Origin of the sequence: Streptomyces sp. NPDC006925 (assembly GCF_042869575.1) — a bacterium.
In the GTDB taxonomy this organism is placed as follows: domain Bacteria; phylum Actinomycetota; class Actinomycetes; order Streptomycetales; family Streptomycetaceae; genus Streptomyces.
Genome location: NZ_JBIAGB010000018.1, coordinates 56,082 through 77,516, shown reverse-complemented (window position 1 = coordinate 77,516; position 21,435 = coordinate 56,082). Strand labels below are relative to the sequence as shown.

14 protein-coding genes are annotated in these 21,435 nt (G+C 71.5%); 10 read left to right on the top strand and 4 right to left on the bottom strand.

All coding sequences use genetic code 11. The features are described 5' to 3' along the window. Positions 1-102: 102 nt before the first annotated feature. From ACFYNS_RS22785 to ACFYNS_RS22760, 6 genes are all read left to right on the top strand, one after another. Positions 103-1,329, top strand: a complete 1,227-nt coding sequence (locus ACFYNS_RS22785) for a DUF4192 domain-containing protein (RefSeq protein WP_360290227.1) — start codon at positions 103-105, stop codon at positions 1,327-1,329. 99 nt (positions 1,330-1,428) lie between these two features. Further along, a complete protein-coding gene (locus ACFYNS_RS22780; protein ID WP_360290225.1) occupies positions 1,429-2,187 on the top strand; it encodes an NUDIX hydrolase in 759 nt (252 codons plus the stop codon). A gap of 116 nt (positions 2,188-2,303) precedes the next feature. Beyond that, a complete protein-coding gene (locus ACFYNS_RS22775) occupies positions 2,304-5,060 on the top strand; it encodes an ATP-binding cassette domain-containing protein (RefSeq protein WP_388604785.1) in 2,757 nt (918 codons plus the stop codon). A gap of 273 nt (positions 5,061-5,333) precedes the next feature. After that, the gene (locus tag ACFYNS_RS22770) at positions 5,334-6,368 is read left to right on the top strand and encodes a FadR/GntR family transcriptional regulator (RefSeq protein WP_360290261.1); all 1,035 of its coding nucleotides are present in this window, start codon (positions 5,334-5,336) and stop codon (positions 6,366-6,368) included. Between the two features lie 1,415 nt (positions 6,369-7,783). Then, positions 7,784-9,394: an RNA polymerase sigma factor gene (locus ACFYNS_RS22765; protein ID WP_360290221.1), complete on the top strand. Its 1,611-nt coding sequence runs from the start codon at positions 7,784-7,786 to the stop codon at positions 9,392-9,394. Positions 9,395-9,928: 534 nt separating this feature from the next. After that, entirely contained in the window at positions 9,929-10,771 is an 843-nt protein-coding gene (locus ACFYNS_RS22760; protein ID WP_360290219.1) for a serine protease, read from the top strand. A gap of 420 nt (positions 10,772-11,191) precedes the next feature. On the opposite strand, the gene ACFYNS_RS22755 is transcribed toward ACFYNS_RS22760, so the two are convergent. Continuing rightward, a complete protein-coding gene (locus tag ACFYNS_RS22755; RefSeq protein WP_360290217.1) occupies positions 11,192-11,422 on the bottom strand; it encodes a hypothetical protein in 231 nt (76 codons plus the stop codon). A 520-nt stretch (positions 11,423-11,942) separates the two neighbouring features. On the opposite strand from ACFYNS_RS22755, the gene ACFYNS_RS22750 reads away from it, so the two are divergent. The 3 genes from ACFYNS_RS22750 to ACFYNS_RS22740 all read left to right on the top strand — a co-directional run bounded on the left by ACFYNS_RS22750 (position 11,943) and on the right by ACFYNS_RS22740 (position 16,354). Next, entirely contained in the window at positions 11,943-14,066 is a 2,124-nt protein-coding gene (locus ACFYNS_RS22750; protein WP_360290215.1) for a DNA topoisomerase IV subunit B, read from the top strand. A 117-nt stretch (positions 14,067-14,183) separates the two neighbouring features. Continuing rightward, positions 14,184-14,705: a DUF485 domain-containing protein gene (locus tag ACFYNS_RS22745; RefSeq protein WP_360290213.1), complete on the top strand. Its 522-nt coding sequence runs from the start codon at positions 14,184-14,186 to the stop codon at positions 14,703-14,705. Beyond that, a complete protein-coding gene (locus tag ACFYNS_RS22740; RefSeq protein WP_388604782.1) occupies positions 14,702-16,354 on the top strand; it encodes a cation acetate symporter in 1,653 nt (550 codons plus the stop codon). The genes ACFYNS_RS22745 and ACFYNS_RS22740 overlap by 4 nt, the downstream gene beginning before the upstream one ends. A 45-nt stretch (positions 16,355-16,399) precedes the next feature. On the opposite strand, the gene ACFYNS_RS22735 is transcribed toward ACFYNS_RS22740, so the two are convergent. After that, positions 16,400-18,136 (bottom strand): ATP-binding protein, encoded by a 1,737-nt coding sequence (locus ACFYNS_RS22735; protein ID WP_388604780.1) that lies wholly within the window; start codon positions 18,134-18,136, stop codon positions 16,400-16,402. A 305-nt stretch (positions 18,137-18,441) separates the two neighbouring features. Beyond that, positions 18,442-19,425 carry a sucrase ferredoxin gene (locus tag ACFYNS_RS22730; RefSeq protein WP_360290209.1) on the bottom strand — a complete coding sequence of 328 codons (984 nt, stop codon included), beginning with the start codon at positions 19,423-19,425 and terminating at the stop codon, positions 18,442-18,444. 248 nt (positions 19,426-19,673) lie between these two features. Here ACFYNS_RS22730 and ACFYNS_RS22725 point away from each other — a divergent pair, with 248 nt between their 5' ends. Then, the gene (locus ACFYNS_RS22725; RefSeq protein WP_360290207.1) at positions 19,674-20,969 is read left to right on the top strand and encodes a GTP-binding protein; all 1,296 of its coding nucleotides are present in this window, start codon (positions 19,674-19,676) and stop codon (positions 20,967-20,969) included. 235 nt (positions 20,970-21,204) lie between these two features. Here ACFYNS_RS22725 and ACFYNS_RS22720 read toward each other — a convergent pair whose 3' ends face one another. Continuing rightward, positions 21,205-21,435, bottom strand: coding sequence for a 4-oxalocrotonate tautomerase family protein (locus tag ACFYNS_RS22720; protein WP_360290205.1), 231 nt, complete (start codon positions 21,433-21,435; stop codon positions 21,205-21,207).

Genomic DNA, 21,435 nt, shown 5'->3' with positions numbered 1-21,435 from the left:
CCTGGCTGTGGATAAGCCGCGACCGATATGACAACCATGCGGATCGTCTTGGCTGTGGACAACCGGCGGCCGGAAGTTCCGGGGCGAGGGCACTGTCGGGGCATGACACAGCACGACCGCGAATCCCGCGGCAGCGAACCGACCGCTCCCTCGCAGCGGACCGCTCCCTCCGGACAACCGAGCGTTTCCCTGCGGAGTCCTTCCGAACTCGCCGAAGCGCTTCCCTACCTGCTCGGCTTCTACCCGGACGACTCCCTCGTCGTCGTCGCCCTCCATGGGGAGCGGGGGCGGTTCGGTGGGCGCCTCAGGGTCGGCATCCCCGATGCCGACAGCGGTTGGGCTGCTTTCGCCGCCCAGCTCGCCGAATGCCTCGACTCCAGCTCGCGGGCCCGGGGCGACCGTCCCGACGGAGCCTTGCTCTTCCTGTGCCAGGAACCGGGTGCGGAGCGCACCGGCAGGGAGGTCATGGAGCGGCTGCGCCCTCTCGTGCAGCATCTGCGGCGCGCCTGCGGTGATCTCGAGATGCCCGTCTACGAGGCACTGTGCCTCTCGGCAGGGAGGTACTTCTCCTACTGCTGCCCCGACTCGGGCTGCTGCCCGCCCGACGGCGTCCTCATGGAGCACTCCGGTACCTCGGCCATGGCTGCCGCAGCCGCGTACGCCGGAATGCCGATGCACGGCTCACTCCGGGACATGGAGAAGCGACTGGCACCGCTGGGACCGCCGTTCGCCGAGGAGCAGATCCGAGTCCTGGACGGCGCCGATGCCGAACTCACCGTGCGGATGCTCGCCGAGGAGGGACGCCAGCAGGTGCGCGCCGAGACCCTGGCGCTCCTCGGACGGTTGCTGGAGCGCTTCCGGCGGCGGTTGCCCGATGCCTCGACGCAGATCTGTGCGCAGGACGCGCAGGACGACGGGCTGCTCGGCCACGAGGAGTGCGCCTCGGTGATCCTCGCCATCCAGGACCGGGAGACCCGGGACCAGGTTGCCGCGTCGACGGAGGGTGCAGAATCCGCTCACGCGCTGCGGCTCTGGCGGGCGCTTGCCCGGCGCTGCGCGGGGCCCTACACCGGGCACGGGGTGCCGCTCATCGCGCTGGCCGGCTGGGTCGCCTGGGAGGCCGGAGACATTCCGACGGCCCGCGTCGCTCTGGGGCTGGCTCTGCGGACCGACCCTGACTACCTCTTCGCCCAGCTGCTTCACCACGCCTGCAACGAGGGGCTCGACCCCGAGCTGGTGCGGCGCTGCCTCAGGAACGGGGGAGAGGCGGGACACGAGGAGGACGAGGACGGCCCGCCCGCCGGAGAGGCGGATGGTGCCGCCTGCTGAGCGGCGGGGCCGTCCGCCCCTGCGAGAGGCGGAGGAGATGCGGGTTCCGCTGCCTCGGAACGGACTGTTTATCGTCAGGGAGACGACTATGATCACGCCATGCCCTACGACCCGTCGGCCTTCCCGCCCTTTGCTGTCACCGTCGACCTTGTGGTGCTCACCGTCCGCAAGGACGCGCTGTACGCACTTGTCGTGCGCCGCGGGGAGCCTCCCTACCAGGGCAGGTGGGCACTTCCCGGTGGGTTCGTGCGGGACGACGAGGACTTGGAGTCCGCTGCGGGGCGAGAGCTCACCGAGGAGACAGGACTGCGCTCGCAGGCGCTCGAGGACCAGGACGCGGGCGCACACCTCGAACAGCTCGCCACCTACGGCGCACCGCAGCGGGATCCCAGGATGCGGGTGGTCAGTGTCGCGTACCTCGTCCTCGCGCCGGACCTTCCCTCGCCCATCGCGGGCGGAGACGCGCGCAGTGCCCGATGGGCGGCGACGGACGCGCTCCTCGGTGCGGCGGACGGGGCCGACCGGGAAGTGGAGGAACAGCAGGTACCGCTCGCCTTCGACCACGGTGAGATCCTGCGGGACGGAGTGGAAAGAGCTCGATCCAAGATCGAGTACTCCTCGCTCGCCACCGCCTTCTGCCCGGCCGAGTTCACGGTGGGGGAGCTGCGACGGGTCTACGAAGCTGTCTGGGGTGTGGCGCTCGACCCCCGGAACTTCCATCGCAAGGTGACGGGCACCCCGGGCTTCCTGGTGCCGACCGGGGGCACGACGACCCGGCAAGGGGGGCGACCGGCCCAACTGTTCCGTGCCGGAGGGGCGACGCTGCTCAACCCGCCGATGCTGCGGCCGGAGGTCTGAGGCCGAACGTCGTGCCCCGGCCTTGCTTCCGGTCGGGCCGAGCGGCTACCCGGAAAGTCGGAAATATCGCGTTATCGTGCAGAGGTGCGTCTGCCATGCGTTCTGCGGGAGAAGCGATGATTCAGGCCATCGGACTCACCAGCACGGTCCGGCGCAAGGGTCCGCCGCATGTCGACGACCTCACCTTCGAGGCCCGCCCGGGTGAGGTCACTGTGCTGCTGGGCCCGGCCGGTTCGGGCAAGAGCGAGGCGCTGCGGCTGTTGCTGCAACTGGTTCCGGGACGGGGCGTGGCCCTCTTCCGCGGACGGCCGGTGCAGCGGATTCCGCACCCGGCCCGGGAGATCGGCGCCTTCCTCGGTGACGTTCCCACCCACCCGGCCCGCACCGCTCGTGGGCAGCTCCGGATGCTCACCGCGGTGGCGGGAGTGCCGCTCGACAGGGCTGACGAGGTGCTGGATCTGGTCGGGCTCAGCGGGTTGGCCGATCAGCGGCTCGGCGACTTCTCGCTGGGTATGGACCGCAGGCTCGGGATGGCCGCGGCGCTCCTGGGTGACCCGCACACACTCGTCCTCGACGAACCGACGCGGGGGCTTTCGCCACGGGAAGCCACCTGGCTGAACGGGCTGCTGCGCGGATATGTGCGGCAGGGCGGACTGGTACTGACCACCTCGCGCGACCCCAGGCAGACCGCGCGGACGGCGGACCGGGTGGTGTCCCTCGACCGGGGCCGACTCCTGGCTGACCAGACAGCGGCCGACTTCTCACGGACCCGGCTCCGCCCCCGGGTGGCGGTCAGGACGCCGCACGCGGAGCGGTTCGCCGCGGTGCTGTCCCAAGAGGCACGCAGTGGGGAGCGGTTTGGTGACGGACGCGGAACGATGGAGGTGGTGTGCGAGAGCGGCAGCCGGGTCTCGGTCTACGGGAGCGACTGCGCGGCGGTGGGGGAGTCCGCCTACCGGCACGGCATCCTTGTGCATCTGCTCGTGGAAGAGTCCGGGGACATCGGAGACCGCTCCGCACCAGGGCCGCTGAACAGAGCGGACGGACGAGCTTCTCGGGCGGAGCCGGAAGGTTCTGTGGCAGTCGCAACGGGCGCGGAGAAGGAAGCCGGTGGGGCAGGCGAGGGGGCCTCCCGTGCTGATCACGGGGGTCGGTCGGCGCCAGAAGAAACTGTTGCGCACGAAGAACGCGAAGAAGAGGAAGCTGCCGGTTCTGCCGGGCACGCCTCGGTTCCCGCGCCCGGCAGCTACAAGCCGGGCGGCTCCGCACCAGGGAGGGATGCTGCGGCCGTGGAAGGCGAGTCGCAGGCCGGTCCCCGCGCGGGCGTCGAGTCCGCTCCGCAGTCCGGTGGCGTGCGGGCGGCGGAGGCGGGAGAGGGGGCCACGGAAGCGGGCCCGGGCGCCCCGGGGCGGAGCGCGGGGGATCAGGCGCCGTCGGCCGAGGACACCGCGGTCCAGGAAGGAGCCCTGGTTCCGGCGGGGCACGAAGACGCGGAGGCCGTCGCGGGTCTCGGCGGTGATCGGAGCCGGGAGGTGCACCGGGGCTCCGGCCTTTGCCGCGGAGGCCTCGCGCCGTTCGCCACGGGTCAGGTGCCGGATTTCTCCCCGGACTCCGCCTCGGCGCCCTCCTCGACCCCTGCTCCGGAGGCGGGGCAGACGTCGGCAACGGACGGGCCGGTCCGGACGGAGTCGCGCGCGCTCGTGCAAGGGAGCGATTCCGCGGAGCCCGGGGAGCGGTCCGCTGCCGCAGAGCTCAAGGACCGGGGGGCGAACAGGGCCACGAGTCCGCTCTCGGTGTCGGAAGGTGCGGACCGGGGTTCGCGTTCCGCCACGGACCCGCTGCCCGGGAAGACGTCAGCGGCGGGGACCGGGCGAGGCACTCCCGGAAGCGGCTTCTCCGGCCCGACCAGCCCCTCCGGCTCGTCCAGCGCGGCGCGAACGGTCGGCGGCGGCGAGACGGCGCTCCCGCTGTCAGCGGTCGTGCGCAGACCGGGGCCGGTGGCGCCGCTCCGGTACGAACTCATGCGGCTGTTCGGTGTACGGACGCCGTGGGTGCTGATTCTGGTGGCGCTGGTCTCGGGATTGGGCATCTCCGTGGTGACGGTGGGGACGGAGGAAGTTCCGGTTGTCCCGGCGACGGGTACCGCGTCCGGGCTGAAGTTGCTGACGGGGTGGCCGCCGGGGTCGCCGTTCCTGGTGCCGCCGGCCGCTGTCGTCGCAGGAGTGCTGGGAGCGCTGGCGTTCGGCCAGGAGTTCCGCTACCCGGCGCTGGTTCCGGCGCATGTCCCGGTGCCGCGCAGGCTCGGCCTGCTGGTGGCCAAGCTCGGAGTGACGGCCGGTACGGCGGTTGCCCTGTGTCTGGCGACCGTGCTCTGCAACGCGGTGGCACTGAGCCTGCTCCACGGCCCGGACAGACTGGCCGCAGCCTTTCCCGCTCACACGTTCGACAGTGCGGACCTCGCCAGTCTCTCCGTTCCGGGCGGTTCCGGGGCCGGGGAGGGAGCCCCCTCGCTGCTGGTCCAGGCGCTGGCCCTGCTGGCTCTCTGTGTCGGTTGCGCCTGGGCAGGGCTGCTGGCTGCCGGAGTCTTCCGGTCGACTGTGCTGGGGGTGGCTGCTGTTGCGGCCGTGCCGATCGTGGTGGCGCCGCTGGTCGGGAGTGCGGCAGCCGGTCCGGGGGGTGCGTCGTTCGAGGGGCTTTCGGACCGGCTGCGTTCGACGATGCTCCTTCCCTGGTCCTCGGCGGCGGAGCAGTCGGGCGCCGTGGCCATGGGGGTCGCGGCGCAACCGGTCGGTCGAGCCCTCGCGTTGTCCGTCACGGTGCTGTTCTGCCTGTACGCCCTCACCTCCCTGCGCGGTCGGCCGAGGCAGCGGTAGTCCGGGACGCGACGGCCGTGCGGGGAGGCTGGGTTGGGGAGCTCGCCGCTGGAAACTCTGCCGATCCGGCAGGTGTTCGTTCGTCAAGAGGGCCAATCCGGCACCGAGGGCCCGTGGATGGCTCTGACCACCGGTGATGTGGTCCGTTCTTTCCGATAAGGCGTCAATTGCATGGCAGTCAACGATCACCCTTTCGTGTGCTTTTCACCAAAGCCCTCAAGACCGCGCTGACCTCGGCCGACACAAGTGGTCGTGACTACCCTTGCGCACTCCATGATGACCGCGGCTCGCCCCGTCGACACCGGCCTCGCAGGACCGGGCGAGCTGGACCGCTACGCATACGCCGAGTCGACGGGAACGGCACGCACGACAACCAACGCCTCGGCGTGGGAGGGTTCCGAGGCAGACATGAACCGAGTGGGCCGACGTGCGTCCGGTAGCCGAGGCAGGGGCCTGCACGGCCAACTCGTCCAGCAGCTCGGCCAGATGATCGTCTCGGGGGATCTGGGGGCGGACCGTCCCCTCGTCCCCGAGGAGATCGGCCAGCGGTTCGAGGTCTCGCGTACGGTCGTGCGCGAATCCCTGCGCGTTCTCGAGGCCAAGGGCCTGGTGAGCGCGCGCCCCAACGTCGGCACCCGGGTCCGGCCCGTCAGCGACTGGAACCTGCTCGACCCCGACATCATCGAGTGGCGGGCCTTCGGCCCCCAGCGGGACGGCCAGCGGCGCGAGCTGTGCGAGCTGCGCTGGGCCATCGAGCCCCTCGCGGCCCGGCTCGCAGCCGGGGAGAGCCACGACGACGTCCATCAGCGCCTCGGCGACATGGTGGAGATCATGGGCCACGCGCACACGCAGGGCGACACCCTCACCTTCTCCCGCGCCGACGCGGAGTTCCACGGGCTCATCCTGCAGGCGGCGGGCAACCGGATGCTGGAGCACCTCTCCGGCATCGTCTCCTCCGCGTTGCAGGTGTCGGGTGGCCCGACGGCCTGCTGCGACCACCCCACCGAGGGGACCGTCACCCACCACCGTCGGGTCGTCGACGCGCTCGTCTCGGGTGAGTCGGCCGTCGCCGAATCCGCCATGCGTCAGGTGCTGGGCGGGGACGCCGAGTCGGTGGCCGCCGCGCAGCCGGCGCAGGGTGCGCCCGCTCAGGCCGCTTCCGGCCAGTCCGCGCCGCCGGCGCAGGCCGCACAGCAGGGAACCCACGGGGTGCCTGCCGGGGCGGGGCAGCCGGGTCAGCCGGGTGGCACCGGTGCCGGTGCCCCCGGCGGGGCGGACCATGTGGTGCCCGCCCCTCGCGAGCACTGACGGTGCGGGCGCGCTCGGGGCCGACCATCCGGTGTCGAGCCGCTCAGCGCCCGCCCGGTGCTCCGCACCACCCCGCGCTGCCCCGCATCCGCCCGTGTGGCTCGCGCCTCGACCCGTCGACGCGATCCGGTCCGGAGCGGTCGGCAGCTGCTGCGACGCACGGTCGAGGCTGCAGATCCCCGTCCGCCGCCCCGACGAGTGCGATCTGGCCGCACGCGCCTCGGCGGGCAGCTCGTTCCTGGATCCGGGCATCCGGCCGAGTGACCCCGACGCGGTCTCCTGGAGCGGTACCGTGGGTGTCTTTCGTCCGCTCGGGCTCACTCCTCCTGAGGCTCCGGCCATACGGCGCTCCTCCGCCGTGCACCGGCCCCGGTCCGTGCCCGGCACCTCCTGCCGTGTGGGACGCCGGTCCGGGCCAACTGCGCGCGGTGTCGGTGCGGTGGGCCTCCGTGCGGGTCCGTCCGAGTGCCGATCCGGAGCCTGGGGCCGGGGCCGCGATGGTGGACCCGTCGAGTGCGTTCCGTCGGGCGTCCGCGCTCCGGCTCGGCCGGTCGCCGATCCGTACGACCGCGTGCCGAGGTTCGGCGGGGCGAATGCGCCCGGGAGTCCGCTGCTCCGCGAGCGGAAGGGGCCTGCGCACACCGCAGGCCGCAGGGCGTCCGCCCCGTTTCCCGGCCGACGCGGTCCGACTCGGCCGGTCGGGGTCCCTCCGGCCCGGGCCGGTCCGTTCCGGCTCGGGTGGACGGCTCCGAGCCGGGGTGCGGATCGCGGATCGGCCGGAAGCGTGCCCCGCCCGAGGGACGGTCGCCCCGAGGGCCGGTCGCAGAGCGGAGGAGCGAGGCTGTTGGCCCCCCGGGCTTCGGGTGTTGCGGTACACGCCTCCGGGAGGCGCTCCGGCGGAACACCTGGAATGTGCCGTCCGGGATCGCGTCCGGGGCGCGGTGCCGAGCGGCGGCACGGTTGGTGCCGGGCCGGGCGCCCGCACCCACGTCCGGAGATCTGGAGTGGATCGGGTGTCGGATTCGTGACGGTCCCGGTGTTCGCGGGCCCGTTGAGGGTTCGCTTCCTGCCCGCCCGTTGCCCGTTTGCTGTCTTTCCACGGTCCGTCCGCAGCCCGTCTCCGGGTCCCGGGCCGCAGCCGCACGGTCCCGCGCGGGATTCGGCGGCGCGTCGGGTAACCTGTTCATCCCGATATTCACACGTATGGGGTGTATGCGGTGTGACTCGGGCCACGTGAATTGGGCGTAACGCTTCCCGTTCCCCTGCGATGACTCAAGAGGTGACAGCGGAGGAGGGAATACGGGCGCTCCGTCCGGGGCTCTTGTTCGTGCCCGATGTTTCTCCACTGCTCCGCCCGCACCGTCGGTTCATCCCCGCCGACGGTCCGCCGTTTCCATCGTTCCGAGAGGTTGTTCGTGTCGGCCAGCACATCCCGTACTCTCCCCGCGGAGATCGCCGAATCCGAGTCCGTGATGGCGCTCATCGAGCGAGGGAAGGCTGAGGGGCAGATCGCCGGCGACGACGTGCGCCGGGCCTTCGAGGCTGACCAGATTCCGCCAACCCAGTGGAAGAACGTCCTGCGCAGCCTCAACCAGATCCTCGACGAGGAGGGTGTGACGCTGATGGTGAGTGCAGCCGAGGCGCCCAAGCGCACCCGTAAGAGCGTCGCAGCGAAGACCCAGCCCAAGCGCACCGCCACCAAGACGGTCGCTGCCAAGCCCGCTCCGGCCAGGAAGGCCGCTCCGGCGAGCGCGGCTCCCGTCGCCCCGGCTGCTGCCCCGGCTCCTGTCGCGGCTGCCGCGCCGGAGCAGGGGGCCGCCGGGGAGGACGTCGCGCCGAAGCCCGCGAAGAAGACTGCCGCCAAGAAGACCGCGGCGAAGAAGACCGCGGCCAAGAAGGCGGCCGCGCCCAAGAAGACGGCGGCCAAGAAGTCCGACGTCGTCGATGAGCTCCTGGAGGGCGACGAGGAGCTGGTGGAGGACATCGCTCCCAAGCCCGCGGGCAAGCCGGGCCCCGAGGACGGTCCTGCCGCCGAGATCAAGAACGAGAACGAGGGCTTCGTCATCTCCGACGATGACGAGGACGACGCGCCGGCCCAGCAGGTCGCCGCCGCGGGTGCCACGGCCGACCCGGTCAAGGACTACCTCAAGCAGATCGGCAAGGTGCCGCTCCTCAACGCGGAGCAGGAGGTCGAACTCGCCAAGCGGATCGAGGCCGGTCTCTTCGCGGAGGACAAGCTGGCCGTCGAGGAGAAGCTGGCCCCCAAGCTCCAGCGGGAGCTGGAGATCATCGCCGAGGACGGGCGCCGCGCCAAGAACCACCTGCTGGAGGCCAACCTCCGCCTGGTGGTCTCGCTGGCCAAGCGCTACACGGGCCGCGGAATGCTGTTCCTGGATCTGATCCAGGAGGGCAATCTGGGTCTGATCCGTGCGGTCGAGAAGTTCGACTACACGAAGGGCTACAAGTTCTCGACGTACGCGACGTGGTGGATCCGTCAGGCCATCACCCGCGCCATGGCCGATCAGGCCCGCACCATCCGGATCCCGGTGCACATGGTCGAGGTCATCAACAAGCTCGCCCGTGTGCAGCGCCAGATGCTCCAGGACCTGGGCCGCGAGCCCACCCCGGAGGAGCTGGCCAAGGAACTGGACATGACGCCGGAGAAGGTCGTCGAGGTCCAGAAGTACGGCCGGGAGCCGATCTCCCTGCACACCCCGCTGGGCGAGGACGGGGACAGCGAGTTCGGCGATCTGATCGAGGACTCCGAGGCGGTCGTCCCGGCGGATGCGGTCAGCTTCACGCTTCTGCAGGAGCAGTTGCACTCCGTGCTCGACACGCTCAGCGAGCGCGAGGCGGGCGTCGTCTCGATGCGTTTCGGTCTGACCGACGGCCAGCCCAAGACGCTCGACGAGATCGGCAAGGTCTACGGCGTCACGCGTGAGCGTATCCGGCAGATCGAGTCGAAGACCATGTCCAAGCTGCGTCACCCCTCCAGGTCCCAGGTCCTGCGCGACTACCTGGACTGACGGGCTGCTGGACCGACGGCAGTCATCGGGACCGACGGCGGCTGTCGACCGGGGCGCCCACGGGCGGTTCGCGTCGCGGGAACCACCCGTTGCCGGAAGCACCGAGGCGCGGAGACCCGGTGGCGCGGCAGGAGTGGACAGGCGGAACACGAGGCCGGTGAACCCGAATCGAGGGTTCACCGGCCTCGGTGCTGCCGGTTCCGATACGCGGGACTCCGGCGCCCCGGCAGCCCGGCGGTATCCGCCGCACCGGTCTCGGAGAACCGGCAGCGCCCGCCGGGCAGCGCGGAACCGGCAGCGAAGAGCCCGCAGCGCCGGCCCGGTATCCGTCCAGTCCGCCGCCGCGTCCGCTCGTCTGTGTGAATGTCCAGTGCTCGTCCCGAGCCTCCCGGGATGCGACTCGCGTGGACTCGGAACACCCTGGGTAGTCAGACAGTTCCGTATCGTCAGGAGGCCGGTCTCATGCGATCCATGCGCTGTAAGCGAACAGGAGCCCGCCGCGTTCCGGGTCGTCCCGGGAGTCGCCCCCTCGTCGTGGGGGCGGCGCTCATAGCGGCGCTGCTCGCTCCGGTGGCCCCGCAATCCGTCGCGCAGTCCCCCGCCCACGACGCGAGCCCCGGCAAGGTCGTCATCGGGGGCTCCCCGGTGAGTGCCGAGGCCCACCCCTGGGTGGTGGCGCTCTCCAGCCGGGCCCGGTTCGGACCGCGGCGCTCCGGCCAATTCTGCGGGGGAGCCCTGGTCGGGCCGCGCACGGCGGTCACGGCGGCGCACTGCCTCAGCCGCGAGGTGCTGGGGGCCGACTCCTCCCAGGTCGACGACCTGCGCGTGATCACGGGGCGCGGGGATCTGACGAGTACGGCGGGCAAGGAGATCGCGGTCGAGTCCTCGAAGGTCAACCCGGACTACGACCCGACGTCGAACCGGGGCGACATCGCGGTGTTGCGCCTGGCGTCCTCCGTGCCGCGGGAGTCCGTCCTCCCGTTGGCCCAGGAAGGTGATTCCGGCTACCGGGCCGGCACACCGGCCTCGGTCTACGGCTGGGGCGACACCACCGGCCGCGCGGATTACGCGACCACGCTGCACGCCGCACGGGTGAACGTGCTCCCGGACGCGGACTGCCGTCGGGCCTATCCCGGTTCCGTGGACGGAACCTACGACCCGTCGACCATGATGTGTGCCGGGCTGAAGCGGGGCGGCAAGGACGCCTGCCAGGGGGACAGCGGGGGCCCGCTGGTCGCCCGGGGAAAGCTCGTGGGACTCGTCTCGTGGGGGATCGGCTGCGGTCAGGCGGGGCGTCCGGGCGTCTATACGCGGATCTCCGCGGTCGAATCCTTCATCGGGGACCAGAGCGGCGCCCCTGCTCCAGCTGGGAACTGAGGGGGTTCGCGAGAGTCGCTCTGCGGGGTTGTGCGCCCGTAGGGCGGGATCCGTTGCCGGGCGGGGTGACTGTGCGCGAAGTCTGCGAGCGCGTGGTGCGCCCGGCCGGGCATCGGCCGTCACCCGTCCGGACGAGAGCGCCACGGTATGTCGCTGACCGGAGGCGGCTCGGCATTGACCGGAGGCGGCCGGACAGGGTCATCCGACGTCGAAAGGCGACACGCGGCGGTGGGCGGATGTCCCGCTCGGTTCCGGAGGGCCGGAAATGACGAGGGCGGACGGTCCTCCCGGGCCGGGGGGACCGTCCGCCGGATCCGGCCTGCGCCGGGGAAGCTCGTCGGACGTGGACGCGGAGCGTCGTTTCGGACGTCGACGCGGAGCGTCGTTTCGGACGTGGACGCGGAGCGTCGGTTCAGCAGCTCAGCGTTCCTCTTCGCCTGCGCTGGCGGGAGTCGCGGTGAGCTTCTCCGTCTCGTCCTGTATCTCCGCGGCGATCTTCTTGAGCTCCGGCTCGAACTTGCGGCCATGGTGGGCGCAGAACAGCAGCTCTCCGCCGCTCACAAGGACAACGCGCAGGTACGCCTGAGCGTTGCACCGGTCACAGCGGTCGGCTGCCGTCAGCGGAGTCGCGGGGGTCAGAACTGTAGTCACGTCGCCTCTTCTCTAGCTCGACGAGCTGTCGTACCAGGGTCAACATCCAACCAGGCCGAAAACGTTCCCGCACTGGCCTTCATTCCCGAACTTTTCTGGCCGGGAGGCCGGATTGTTGCCGGGTGGCGGCGAATGGGCCGTATTGCAGGGGTTGGGGGCTTTCCGTCGGTGGTCCGTCGATGTGTTCGGTCTGTCGTTCGGTCTGTGACGGTAGGTGGTGGCCGGCCCTGCCAGTGGCGCTGACAGGTCAGTTTCGTGGCGTTGTGTCGTCCTCCGACTCCGAGCCGTTCAACCCGGCGTTGTGGAGGACGTGCCCGGAGCCTAAATGGTTCATGCCTCGATGGGAACGTGATGTGTACGGCACCCGAGCTCTTATCGAACAGGATATCGAACGTGGGATAGCATGGCAGTTCTCCTGTTCCGTCCGCTGGGTCGCACGCCACGTGCCCTCTTGGGCCTCGGTACCCTCTGACGCGGCAACCCAGCCGTCTCATGCAGAATTCAGCGAGGAGCGAACCGCGTGACCGCCGACATGTCCGTGCCGTCCACCGCACTGCTGACCGGGGCAGACCGCGAGGGCGGTTCCAATTACACAGCGCGGCATCTGCTCGTTCTGGAGGGGCTCGAGGCCGTCCGCAAGCGGCCCGGCATGTACATCGGCTCGACCGACAGTCGTGGCCTGATGCACTGCCTCTGGGAGATCATCGACAACTCGGTCGACGAAGCCCTGGGCGGCTACTGCGACCGCATCGGGGTCACCCTGCACGACGACGGCTCGGTCGAGGTCAGCGACAACGGCCGCGGCATCCCGGTGGACGTGGAGCCCAAGACCGGGCTCTCGGGCGTCGAGGTGGTGATGACCAAGCTGCATGCCGGCGGAAAGTTCGGCGGCGGTGCCTACGCGGCCTCCGGTGGGCTGCACGGCGTCGGCGCCTCGGTCGTCAATGCACTCTCCTCCCGGCTGGACGTCGAGGTCGACCTCCACGGCAGGACCCACAGCATCAGCTTCCGCCGCGGTGTGCCCGGCATCTTCACCGAGTCCGGGCCCGACGCGCCGTTCGACCCCTCGAGCGGGCTGCTCAAGGGCAAGAAGGTCCCCAAGAACCGCACGGGAACCCGGGTGCGCTACTGGGGGGACCGGCAGATCTTCCTCAAGGACGCCAAGCTGTCGCTGGAGACGCTGCACGCGCGGGCCCGCCAGACGGCCTTCCTGGTGCCCGGACTGACGATCGTGGTGCGGGACGAGCGCCGCCTGGAGGACGAAGGCGTCGCGGAGGAGACATTCCGCTACGACGGCGGCATCAGCGAGTTCTGCGAGTACCTGGCACCGGACCGGGCGGTCTGCGACGGGCTGCGGTTGCAGGGGAAGGGCACCTTCAAGGAGACCGTGCCGGTGCTGGACGACCGCGGGCACATGATCCCCACCGAGGTGCAGCGCGAACTGGGCGTCGACATCGCGCTGCGCTGGGGGACGGGGTACGACACGACGCTCAGGTCGTTCGTCAACATCATCGCCACCCCCAAGGGCGGCACCCACGTCTCCGGGTTCGAGCGTTCGGTCACCAAGACGGTCAACGAGGCGCTGCGTACGCACCGGTTGCTGAAGGTCGCCGACGACGACGTCGTCAAGGACGACGCGTTGGAGGGGCTGACCGCCGTGGTGACGGTCCGGTTGGCGGAGCCCCAGTTCGAGGGGCAGACCAAGGAGGTGCTGGGGACCTCGGCCGCCTCGCGGATCGTCACACAGGTCGTGGCCAAGGAGTTGAAGGCGTTCCTGACCTCCTCCAAGCGGGACGCCAAGGCACAGGCCCGGGCGGTGCTGGAGAAGATCGCCGCGGCGGCCCGCACCCGGGTCGCCGCTCGGCAGCACAAGGAGGCGCAGCGCAGGAAGACCGCGCTGGAGTCCTCCGCGCTGCCGGCCAAGCTGGCCGACTGCCGCGCGGACGACATCGACCGCACCGAGTTGTTCATCGTCGAGGGCGACTCGGCGCTGGGAACGGCCAAGGTGGCGCGCAACTCGGAGTTCCAGGCGCTGCTGCCCATCCGCGGCAAGATCCTCAACGTGCAGAAGTCGTCGGTCTCCGACATGCTCAAGAACGCCGAGTGCTCCTCGATCATCCAGGTGATAGGAGCCGGGTCCGGACGGACCTTCGACATCGACCAGGCCCGGTACGGCAAGGTCATCTTCCTGGCCGACGCGGATGTGGACGGCGCTCATATCCGCTGCCTGCTGCTGACCCTCTTCCAGCGCTACATGCGGCCGATGGTCGAGGAGGGCAGGGTCTTCTCCGCGGTGCCGCCGCTGCATCGCATCGAGTTGATCAACCCGAAGAAGGGGCAGGACAAGTACCTGTACACCTATTCGGACAACGAGCTGCGCCAGACGCTGCTGGAGCTGGAGAGCAAGAAGGTCCGCTACAAGGAGTCCATCCAGCGCTACAAGGGCCTGGGCGAGATGGATGCCGACCAGCTCGCGGAGACCACCATGGACCCCCGCCACCGCACGCTGCGGCGGATCAACATCAGCGACCTGGAAGCCGCCGAGGAGGCGTTCTCCCTGCTGATGGGCAGCGAGGTGGCTCCGCGCCGGGAGTTCATCAGCTCCTCCGCCGCCACGCTGGACCGCTCCCGCATCGACGTCTGACCGGCAGCACTCCGGTCGGCACCGGCAGCACACTCTGCGGTCCCACCCCTGCACTCCAGCACCAGGTTTCACCTGAAGGAGTGAAGGGGTGGGATTGCGCTGAAGGTGATCTTCAGGATGCGCGCATTCTGGGGCATGCGCATCGACGATCCTTGGTATGACGTCCTGGCCACGGGCGGCGCCGAGGTCCACAGCACTCCTGTCGGCACCCCGCCCCAGTGGACCGGCCCACCGCCTCCGCAGCGGGAGCCGGTGCCGTCTGCCGTGTACGGCGTCTATCCCACCGTCCAGCGCAGCGCCGCCTTCCAGCAGGTACGCCGCCGCTACCGGCGCTTCGCCCTACCCGTCAGCGCGGCCTTCCTGCTCTGGTATCTCGGCTATGTGGTGCTCGCGGTGTGCGCACCCGGTCTGATGGCGAGATCCGTGGCCGGTGTGCTGAACGTGGGAATGGTCGCCGGCCTGGCGCAGTTCGCCACCACGTTCCTGCTGACCTGGCTCTACACCCGCCACGCCCGGCTGCGCAGGGACCGGCTCGCACTCGAACTGCGCTGGGAGACCCAGGACATGGCTCGCAGCGCGGTCGCGGCGGCCGGGTCCGGCGGCGCCGCGACCGGGACGATCGGGGAGGCCGCGAGGTGAGCGGCCATCATCAGACCCTGACACTGCTGCTGTTCAGCGCCGTGGTGGCCGCCACCCTGGCCATCACGAGCTGGGCCGGGAGCAGGCGGCGCGGCTCGGCGGAGGAGTTCTACGCCGGAGGCCGGCTCTTCACTCCCCTGGAGAATGGTTTCGCCCTCGCAGGTGACTACATGTCCGCCGCCTCCTTCCTCGGGATAGCCGGACTGATCGCGCTCTACGGCTACGACGGGATGCTGTACTCCGTCGGTTTCCTGGTGGCCTGGCTGCTCGTGCTGCTGCTCGTCGCCGAACTGGTGCGCAACTGCGGCCGCTTCACCCTCGCCGACGTGGTGGCCGTACGGATGCGCGAACGGCCCGTGCGGATCGCGCTGGGGTGCTCCTCGGTGGTGGTCTCGGTGCTGTACCTGGTGGCGCAGATGGTGGGCGCCGGCAGCCTGGTGACGCTCCTGCTGGGCGGCCACGGAGCGGCCGCGCACACCTGGACGGTGCTGGGCGTGGGCGCGCTCATGGTCTTCTACGTCATCTGCGGCGGGATGCGGGCGACGACCTGGATCCAGATCGTCAAGGCGGTGCTGCTGATGGGCGGTGCGCTCGCGCTCAGCATCCTGGTGCTGCTGCGCTTCGGTGGTGACCTGGCCCAGTTGCTGACCAGCGCGGCCGGACGCAGCGGCCACGGAGCGGACTTCCTCGCCCCCGGGCTGCGCTACGGCGGAGCCGGGTGGGCCTCGCGGCTCGACTTCGTCAGCCTCGGCCTGGCGCTCGTGCTGGGCACGGCCGGACTTCCGCACATCCTGGCCCGCTTCTACACCGTGCCGACCGCGCGTGCGGCCCGCCGGTCGGTGGTGTGGGCGATCGGGCTCATCGGGAGCTTCTACCTGATGACGATCGTCCTCGGCACCGGCGCGGCAGCGCTGGTGGGCTCGGATGCCGTGCGCCGGTCGAGCCCCGCGGGCAACACGGCCGTCCCGCTGCTCTCGGCAGAGCTCGGCGGCGGGGCGGACTCCACCGGGGGAGCCGCGCTGACGGCTCTGGTCGCCGCCGTCGCGTTCGCCACGATTCTGGCCGTCGTCGCGGGGATCACCCTGGCAGCCTCGGCCGCCGCGGCACACGACCTGTACGCGTCGTTCACCCGGCGTGTTCCCGCCCAGCGGGGTGACCCCACCGGGAGAACGCACTCCGGGCGGCAGCGTGGCGTCGGCAAGCGTGCGGACGAGGTCTTCGTCGCCCGCGTCGCGGCCGTGGTCGTCGGGGCCGTCGCCATCGGGCTGAGCCTGCTCGCGCAGGAGCTGAACGTGGCGTTCCTGGTGGGGCTCGCCTTTGCCGTCGCGGCCTCGGCCAATCTGCCCGTCCTGCTGTACGCCCTCTTCTGGCGGCGGTTCACCACGCGCGGCGCCGTCTGGTCGGTCTACGGCGGGCTGCTGCCCGCGGTTGTCCTGGTGGTGTTCTCACCGGTCGTCTCGGGCAGCCCGCAGGCTCTCTTCCCCGACCGGGACTTCGCCTGTTTCCCGTTGGAGAACCCCGGCCTGGTCTCCATCCCGTTGGGCTTCCTCGCGGGCTGGCTGGGCACCCTGCTCTCCCGCGGTGACGCGGACCCGGCACGGTATGCCGAGTCCGAGGTGCGCTCCCTCACGGGGGCGGGCGCGGTGTGATCCCCTCCTGCCTCCGTTGAGGGCGTCGCGCCGGGCGCGGCTGCCTCATCCTGCGGGCGGCTCGGCCCGGCGCGGTCCGCGGTCGACCGCGGTCGCCCGATGATGCAGGGCCTCCGGAAGGACGACGGTGAACTCGGCACCGCCGTCCGGGCTCTCGCCCACCCGCGCGCTGCCGCCGTGCCGCTCGGCGAGCCGCCGGACGAGTGCGAGCCCGAGCCCCCGGCGGCCGTGCGCGGGCGGCTCTTTGGTGGACCAGCCCTCGGTGAAGACGGCCTCGCGGTGTTCCGCGGGGATGCCGGGGCCGCTGTCCGCCACCCGCAGCGTGAGGCCCGTCCCACGTGGCCCCTCGTCAGGGGTCAGCCCCACCGTCACGCGGCCGCCGGGCGAGCTGGCGGCCGCGTCCAGGGCGTTGTCGACCAGGTTGCCCAGGACCGTGGCCAGCTCCGGCGGGTCCACCAGCCGGTCGGGCAGCAGGGTGCCCGGCGCGATGCGCAGGGAGAGCGAGCGCTCCGCGGCCACCGTGGCCTTGCCGACGAGCAGCGCGGCGAGCATCGGGTCGCGGATGGGTCCGGAGATCTCCTCGGCCGTCGCCCGGTGCACACCGACGGCATCGCTCAGATAGTCCACTGCGTCCTCGACCAGGCCCAGTTGCAGCAGTCCGAGCAGGATGTGCATCCGGTTGGCGTGCTCGTGGTCCTGAGCGCGCAGCGCGTCGATCAGTCCCTGCGAGCCGTCCAGTTCCCGGCCGAGGAGTTCCAACTCGGTCCGGTCGCGCAGGGTGGCGACGGCGCCGCCGTCGTCGGTCGGCATCCGGTTGGCGACCAGCACCCGGCCGCCGCTGACGGTCAGCAGATCCGGCCCCGGCACCTCTCCTGCCAGCACCCTGGCCGTGCGGCCGGGGCCCAGGGCCTCGTGCGGGGACATCCCCAGGTGCTGCCGGCCCAGGTCGAGCAGCCGCTGCGCCTCGTCGTTGACCAGCCGCAGCCGTCCGGCCGCGTCCAGCGCGACCACACCCTCCCGGATGCCGTGCAGAACGGCTTCCCGCTCGGCCAGCAGCGCCGTGATGTCGGAGAACGCCACGTCGTGGGTGCGCTTCTGCAGCCTGCGGAAGACGAGCAGCGCGGCGAGCGCGCCCACTCCGAGCGCGCCGCCCGCGTAGGCGAGCAGACCGGGCAGGGCGCGGGTGAAGCGGTCGCGCACGCTGTCGTAGGCGATGCCGACCGAGACGGCTCCGACGACTTTTCCCTCCGCGTTCCGCAGCGGCACCTTGCCACGGGCCGATCTGCCCAGCGTGCCCTCGTCGATGTGGTGCACCTCCCGGCCCGCCAGAGCGGGGCCGGGATCGGTGGAGACACGGTGGCCGATGCGGCCCGGCTCCGGGTGCGACCAGCGGATACCCCGGGTGTCGAGTACGACGATGTAGCTGGCACCGGTCGCCTGTCGGACCCGCTCGGCGAGGCGCTGGACCGGGCCGTCCGGCCGCGGGCCCGCGGCGTCGGTCAGCAGGTCGTCCAGCTCCGGCTCCGCCGCCGTCGCCTGGGCGATGGCCAGTGCGCGACGCGACGCCTGGTCGTCGAGCTGCTCGCTGAACGGCGCCAGGAACAGCCCGGTCGCCACGGCCGTCACTCCGGTGACCACGGCCAGCTGCATGAGCAGCACCTGGGACGAGACGCGCCGGGGCCAGCCGGGCGTGCGCAGCGGGCGCGGACGTCCCGGCGGACGGGGACCGGGCGGGTCCGAGGCGGAGACGCTGCGGGGCGGGGACGTGCCGGTGGGGGTCACGAGGCAACCTCATGGGGGCGGGGTCGGGCTGCGGGTCCCCCGTACGGAGGACGTCCAGGACGGTACCGACCCGTGCCGACGGCCGCACCGCAGCGAACGCTCCCGACCGGAGCATCCGACACGGCCCCGACCGGACGCTCCCGGCCGGGCACCGGGCCGGGTGTTCCGTACGGAATCCCTCCCCACCGGAAGCCCCCACCGGAAGCCCCCACCGGAAGCCCTCCGCACCGGACGTCCCGTACCGGAAGCTGTACCCGACGGCCACCGTCCGGGCCCCGTCCGTCCCTGCCGCGCCGGCTGACGCCTCAGGCGGTGTGCGGGGCCGGCAGTTCCTCGAATCGGTCCACGGCCATGCGCACCGGGGCGGCCGGCGCGGCCCCGCAGCTCGGCGGCAGCGGAGGACCCTCGGTGTGCTCGCTCAGGGCCACGTTCCAGCGGCGCCCGTCGACGTGTGTGACGGCCACCTGCCAGCGCCGCTCCTCGCGGCCGTGCCGCGCGGGCTTCTGGCGCACCGCGGACACCGTCAGCGCGTCCGCGGCCGCTTCGCCGGTGCGCTCACGTACCGCCAGGTCCGCCGTCTGCCCCGGACGGTCCCAGGCCGACCGGCCGCGGCAGCCGTCCGTCAGCACGAGACCGTCCCGGACGGCGTCCACCACGCCCTTCACCGCCGTCGCGGTGAGCCGCCCGTACGCGTAGCCGTAGGGCAGCACCAGCAGGGTCGGTGCGAACCGGTGGCCGCCGATATGGGTGATCTCCCAGACGTCCGCTCCGCCGGACACCACCAGTTCGGCCGCCAGCGGCCTCCCGAGCACGGCGCAGCAGCGGTCGCGCCTGCCGTTGGTGCACACCAGGGCGAGGGGGTCGCCCTCGTGCGGCTCCCAGCCGGGGCTGGGAAGTGCGGTGTTCCGCGGAGCGGACCGCGTCTCCGGGGGAGCGGTGTCCAGCGCCGCGAAGTCCAGTTCGCGCAGCGCCGCCAAGCCGTCGCCCCGAAGCGTGGTCGTACGGATCCACGAGTCGCCGGGGGCCGTGCGGGCGAGGAACACCCGGTGCTGCGCGGTGGTGGTGCTCTCGGCGTGCCGTCCGGGGCGGCGGATCAGGGCGACCCGGCCGCCGTGCGCGCTCGCCGCCGCGTCGAGCGCCTGCCCGAGGTCCGGGTCCAGGCGGCTCTGGGTCAGCGCCTTCCTGCCCCATGGGCCCGGCTGCTCGATCAGCAGCCAGGTGCGGGCTGTCGCCGCCGTGCCCGCGAGAGGCTCGGCCAGGTCCCGGGAAGCGGTCGCACACGTGCTCACGCAGGCGAGCCTAACCTGGGGTGCAGCGGCCTGCGCGGGCACGCTTCCGCCTGCTCGTACCCTGCGCGCCGCCGCCTTCCGGACATGCTGTTCCGAATCGCATCCGCTCGCGCTCCGGACGGAGGGTCCGGGATGCCCTGCGGGGAGCACCGTCGAGTCCTCTTCGGTACGATCGGCACGCGTTCCGCGGCCGCCGGAAGTGAGCCGCGAAGCCGCCGGAGCGGCACGAGACAGGAGGTTCGTCAGGCGTGCGCGTTACGGAGACCGGATCGTGTCGGGGCGCGGTGGGCGGCCGGATCCCGGTCGTGGTGCTGGCGGGGTTCCTCGGCTCCGGGAAGACCACGCTGCTGAACCATCTGCTGCGCACCGCCAGGGGCACCCGCATCGGCGCGATCGTGAACGATTTCGGAAGCATCGAGATCGACGCCATGGCGGTCTCCGGCCAGGTGGACGCGATGGTGTCCCTCGGGAACGGCTGCCTGTGCTGCGCGGTGGACACCAGCGACATGGACGAGGTCCTCGACGTGCTCGCCCGGCCCGCGGCCGGGATGGACGTCATCGTGATCGAGGCCAGCGGAGTGGCCGAACCGGAGACGCTGATCCGGATGGTGCTGGCCAGTTCGAGCCCGCACATCGTCTACGGCGGTCTCGTGGAGGTCGTCGACGCGGCGGAGTTCGAGTCCGTCCGGGTCCGCCATCCCGAACTGGAGCGCCACGCCGGTGCGGCGGACCTGCTCGTCCTCAACAAGGCCGACCGGGTGACCGACGACCACCGCGAAGCTCTCCGCACGCGGTTGCGCCGACTCAGCCCCGGCACGCCCGTCGTGCCCGCCTCCTTCGGCCGCATCGATCCGGCGCTGCTGTTCGACCGGGTGCGGCGTGAGCGGCCGCCTGTCGAACAGCTCTCGTTCGACTCGCTGCTGTACGGCACCGATGACGAGGACGGGTACTCCGATGCCGGACACGGGTGTCCCGCCGGGGGGCACCCGTGCGAGGTCGGCGGCAGTCACCGGGGCCATCTGCACGACCTCTACGAGTCGGTGGAGTTCGCCTCGGAGCGGGCACTGGATCCGCGCCGCTTCCTGGAATTCCTGGACACCAGGCCCGCCGGTCTGTACCGGATCAAGGGGTATGTGGATTTCGGTGCGGCGGACCCCGACCACCGCTACGAGGTGCACGCGGTGGGCGGCTTCCTCCGCTTCGCACCCGAGCGCAGGCCGCGGTCCGGGCACCGCGGGACGGAACTGGTGCTGATCGGCTCCGGTGTGGACGGTGAGGCGCTGCGCCGCGGTCTCCACGCCTGCGCCGCCGGTCGCGACGCCCCCGACGAGCGGGCCCTGTGGGGAGTGCTGCGCTTCGTCGACCGCGCCCCGGAGGACGACAGCGGATACGGAGGCGACCAGAGCCCGTATGCCGAGCCCGACCCGTACGACGAGTCCGAACCGTATGCCCCGTTCGACGAGTCCGAACCGTACAACCCGTACGACGAGTCCGAGTCCGACCCGTACGACGGGCCCGGCGCCGTCCGGGAGTTCGCCGGATAGGCGGTAGGCGCCAGGTGTCCTGGCTCGGACACCAGCCGCAGAGCAGCTCGCGGTAGCCGGCCGCGCCCCGTCCCCGCACTCTGGCGGACATCGCCGACCGATCGAGTACGGGGACGCGACGAGCTTCGCTGATCTCACCGACCCCCGGATGAACGAGGCCGTGTGGCCGGATGCTCGACCCGGCGGCCCTCCGCTTCAAGGGCTGTCGTGGCCGAATGACGGCCGGCTGGTCCGGTCAGGCGTCGCTGGTGTCGGTCGGTTCCGCCTCGCCGAGCATGGCGAGGGTCAGCACGTTGCCGGAGATGCCCCAGCCGCCGTCGGCGACCTCTTCGATCAGCACCATGGTGTTGTTGCGGGCGCGCTCGCCGTACAGCTCGACGTACAGCTCGGTGGTGCGGGTGACGATCTCCTCCTTCTGCTTCGGGGTGAGGGTCTTCTCGGGGACCTTGAAGTTCGCGAAAGGCAT

What these genes read in the sequence shown, in the direction of transcription:
- ACFYNS_RS22785 (WP_360290227.1), top strand. Translation starts at nt 103, where the DNA reads ATGACACAGCACGACCGCGAATCCCGCGGCAGCGAACCGACCGCTCCC.
- ACFYNS_RS22780 (WP_360290225.1), top strand. Translation starts at nt 1,429, where the DNA reads ATGCCCTACGACCCGTCGGCCTTCCCGCCCTTTGCTGTCACCGTCGAC.
- ACFYNS_RS22775 (WP_388604785.1), top strand. Translation starts at nt 2,304, where the DNA reads ATGATTCAGGCCATCGGACTCACCAGCACGGTCCGGCGCAAGGGTCCG.
- ACFYNS_RS22770 (WP_360290261.1), top strand. Translation starts at nt 5,334, where the DNA reads ATGATGACCGCGGCTCGCCCCGTCGACACCGGCCTCGCAGGACCGGGC.
- ACFYNS_RS22745 (WP_360290213.1), top strand. Translation starts at nt 14,184, where the DNA reads ATGCGCGCATTCTGGGGCATGCGCATCGACGATCCTTGGTATGACGTC.
- ACFYNS_RS22720 (WP_360290205.1), bottom strand. Translation starts at nt 21,435, where the DNA reads ATGCCTTTCGCGAACTTCAAGGTCCCCGAGAAGACCCTCACCCCGAAG.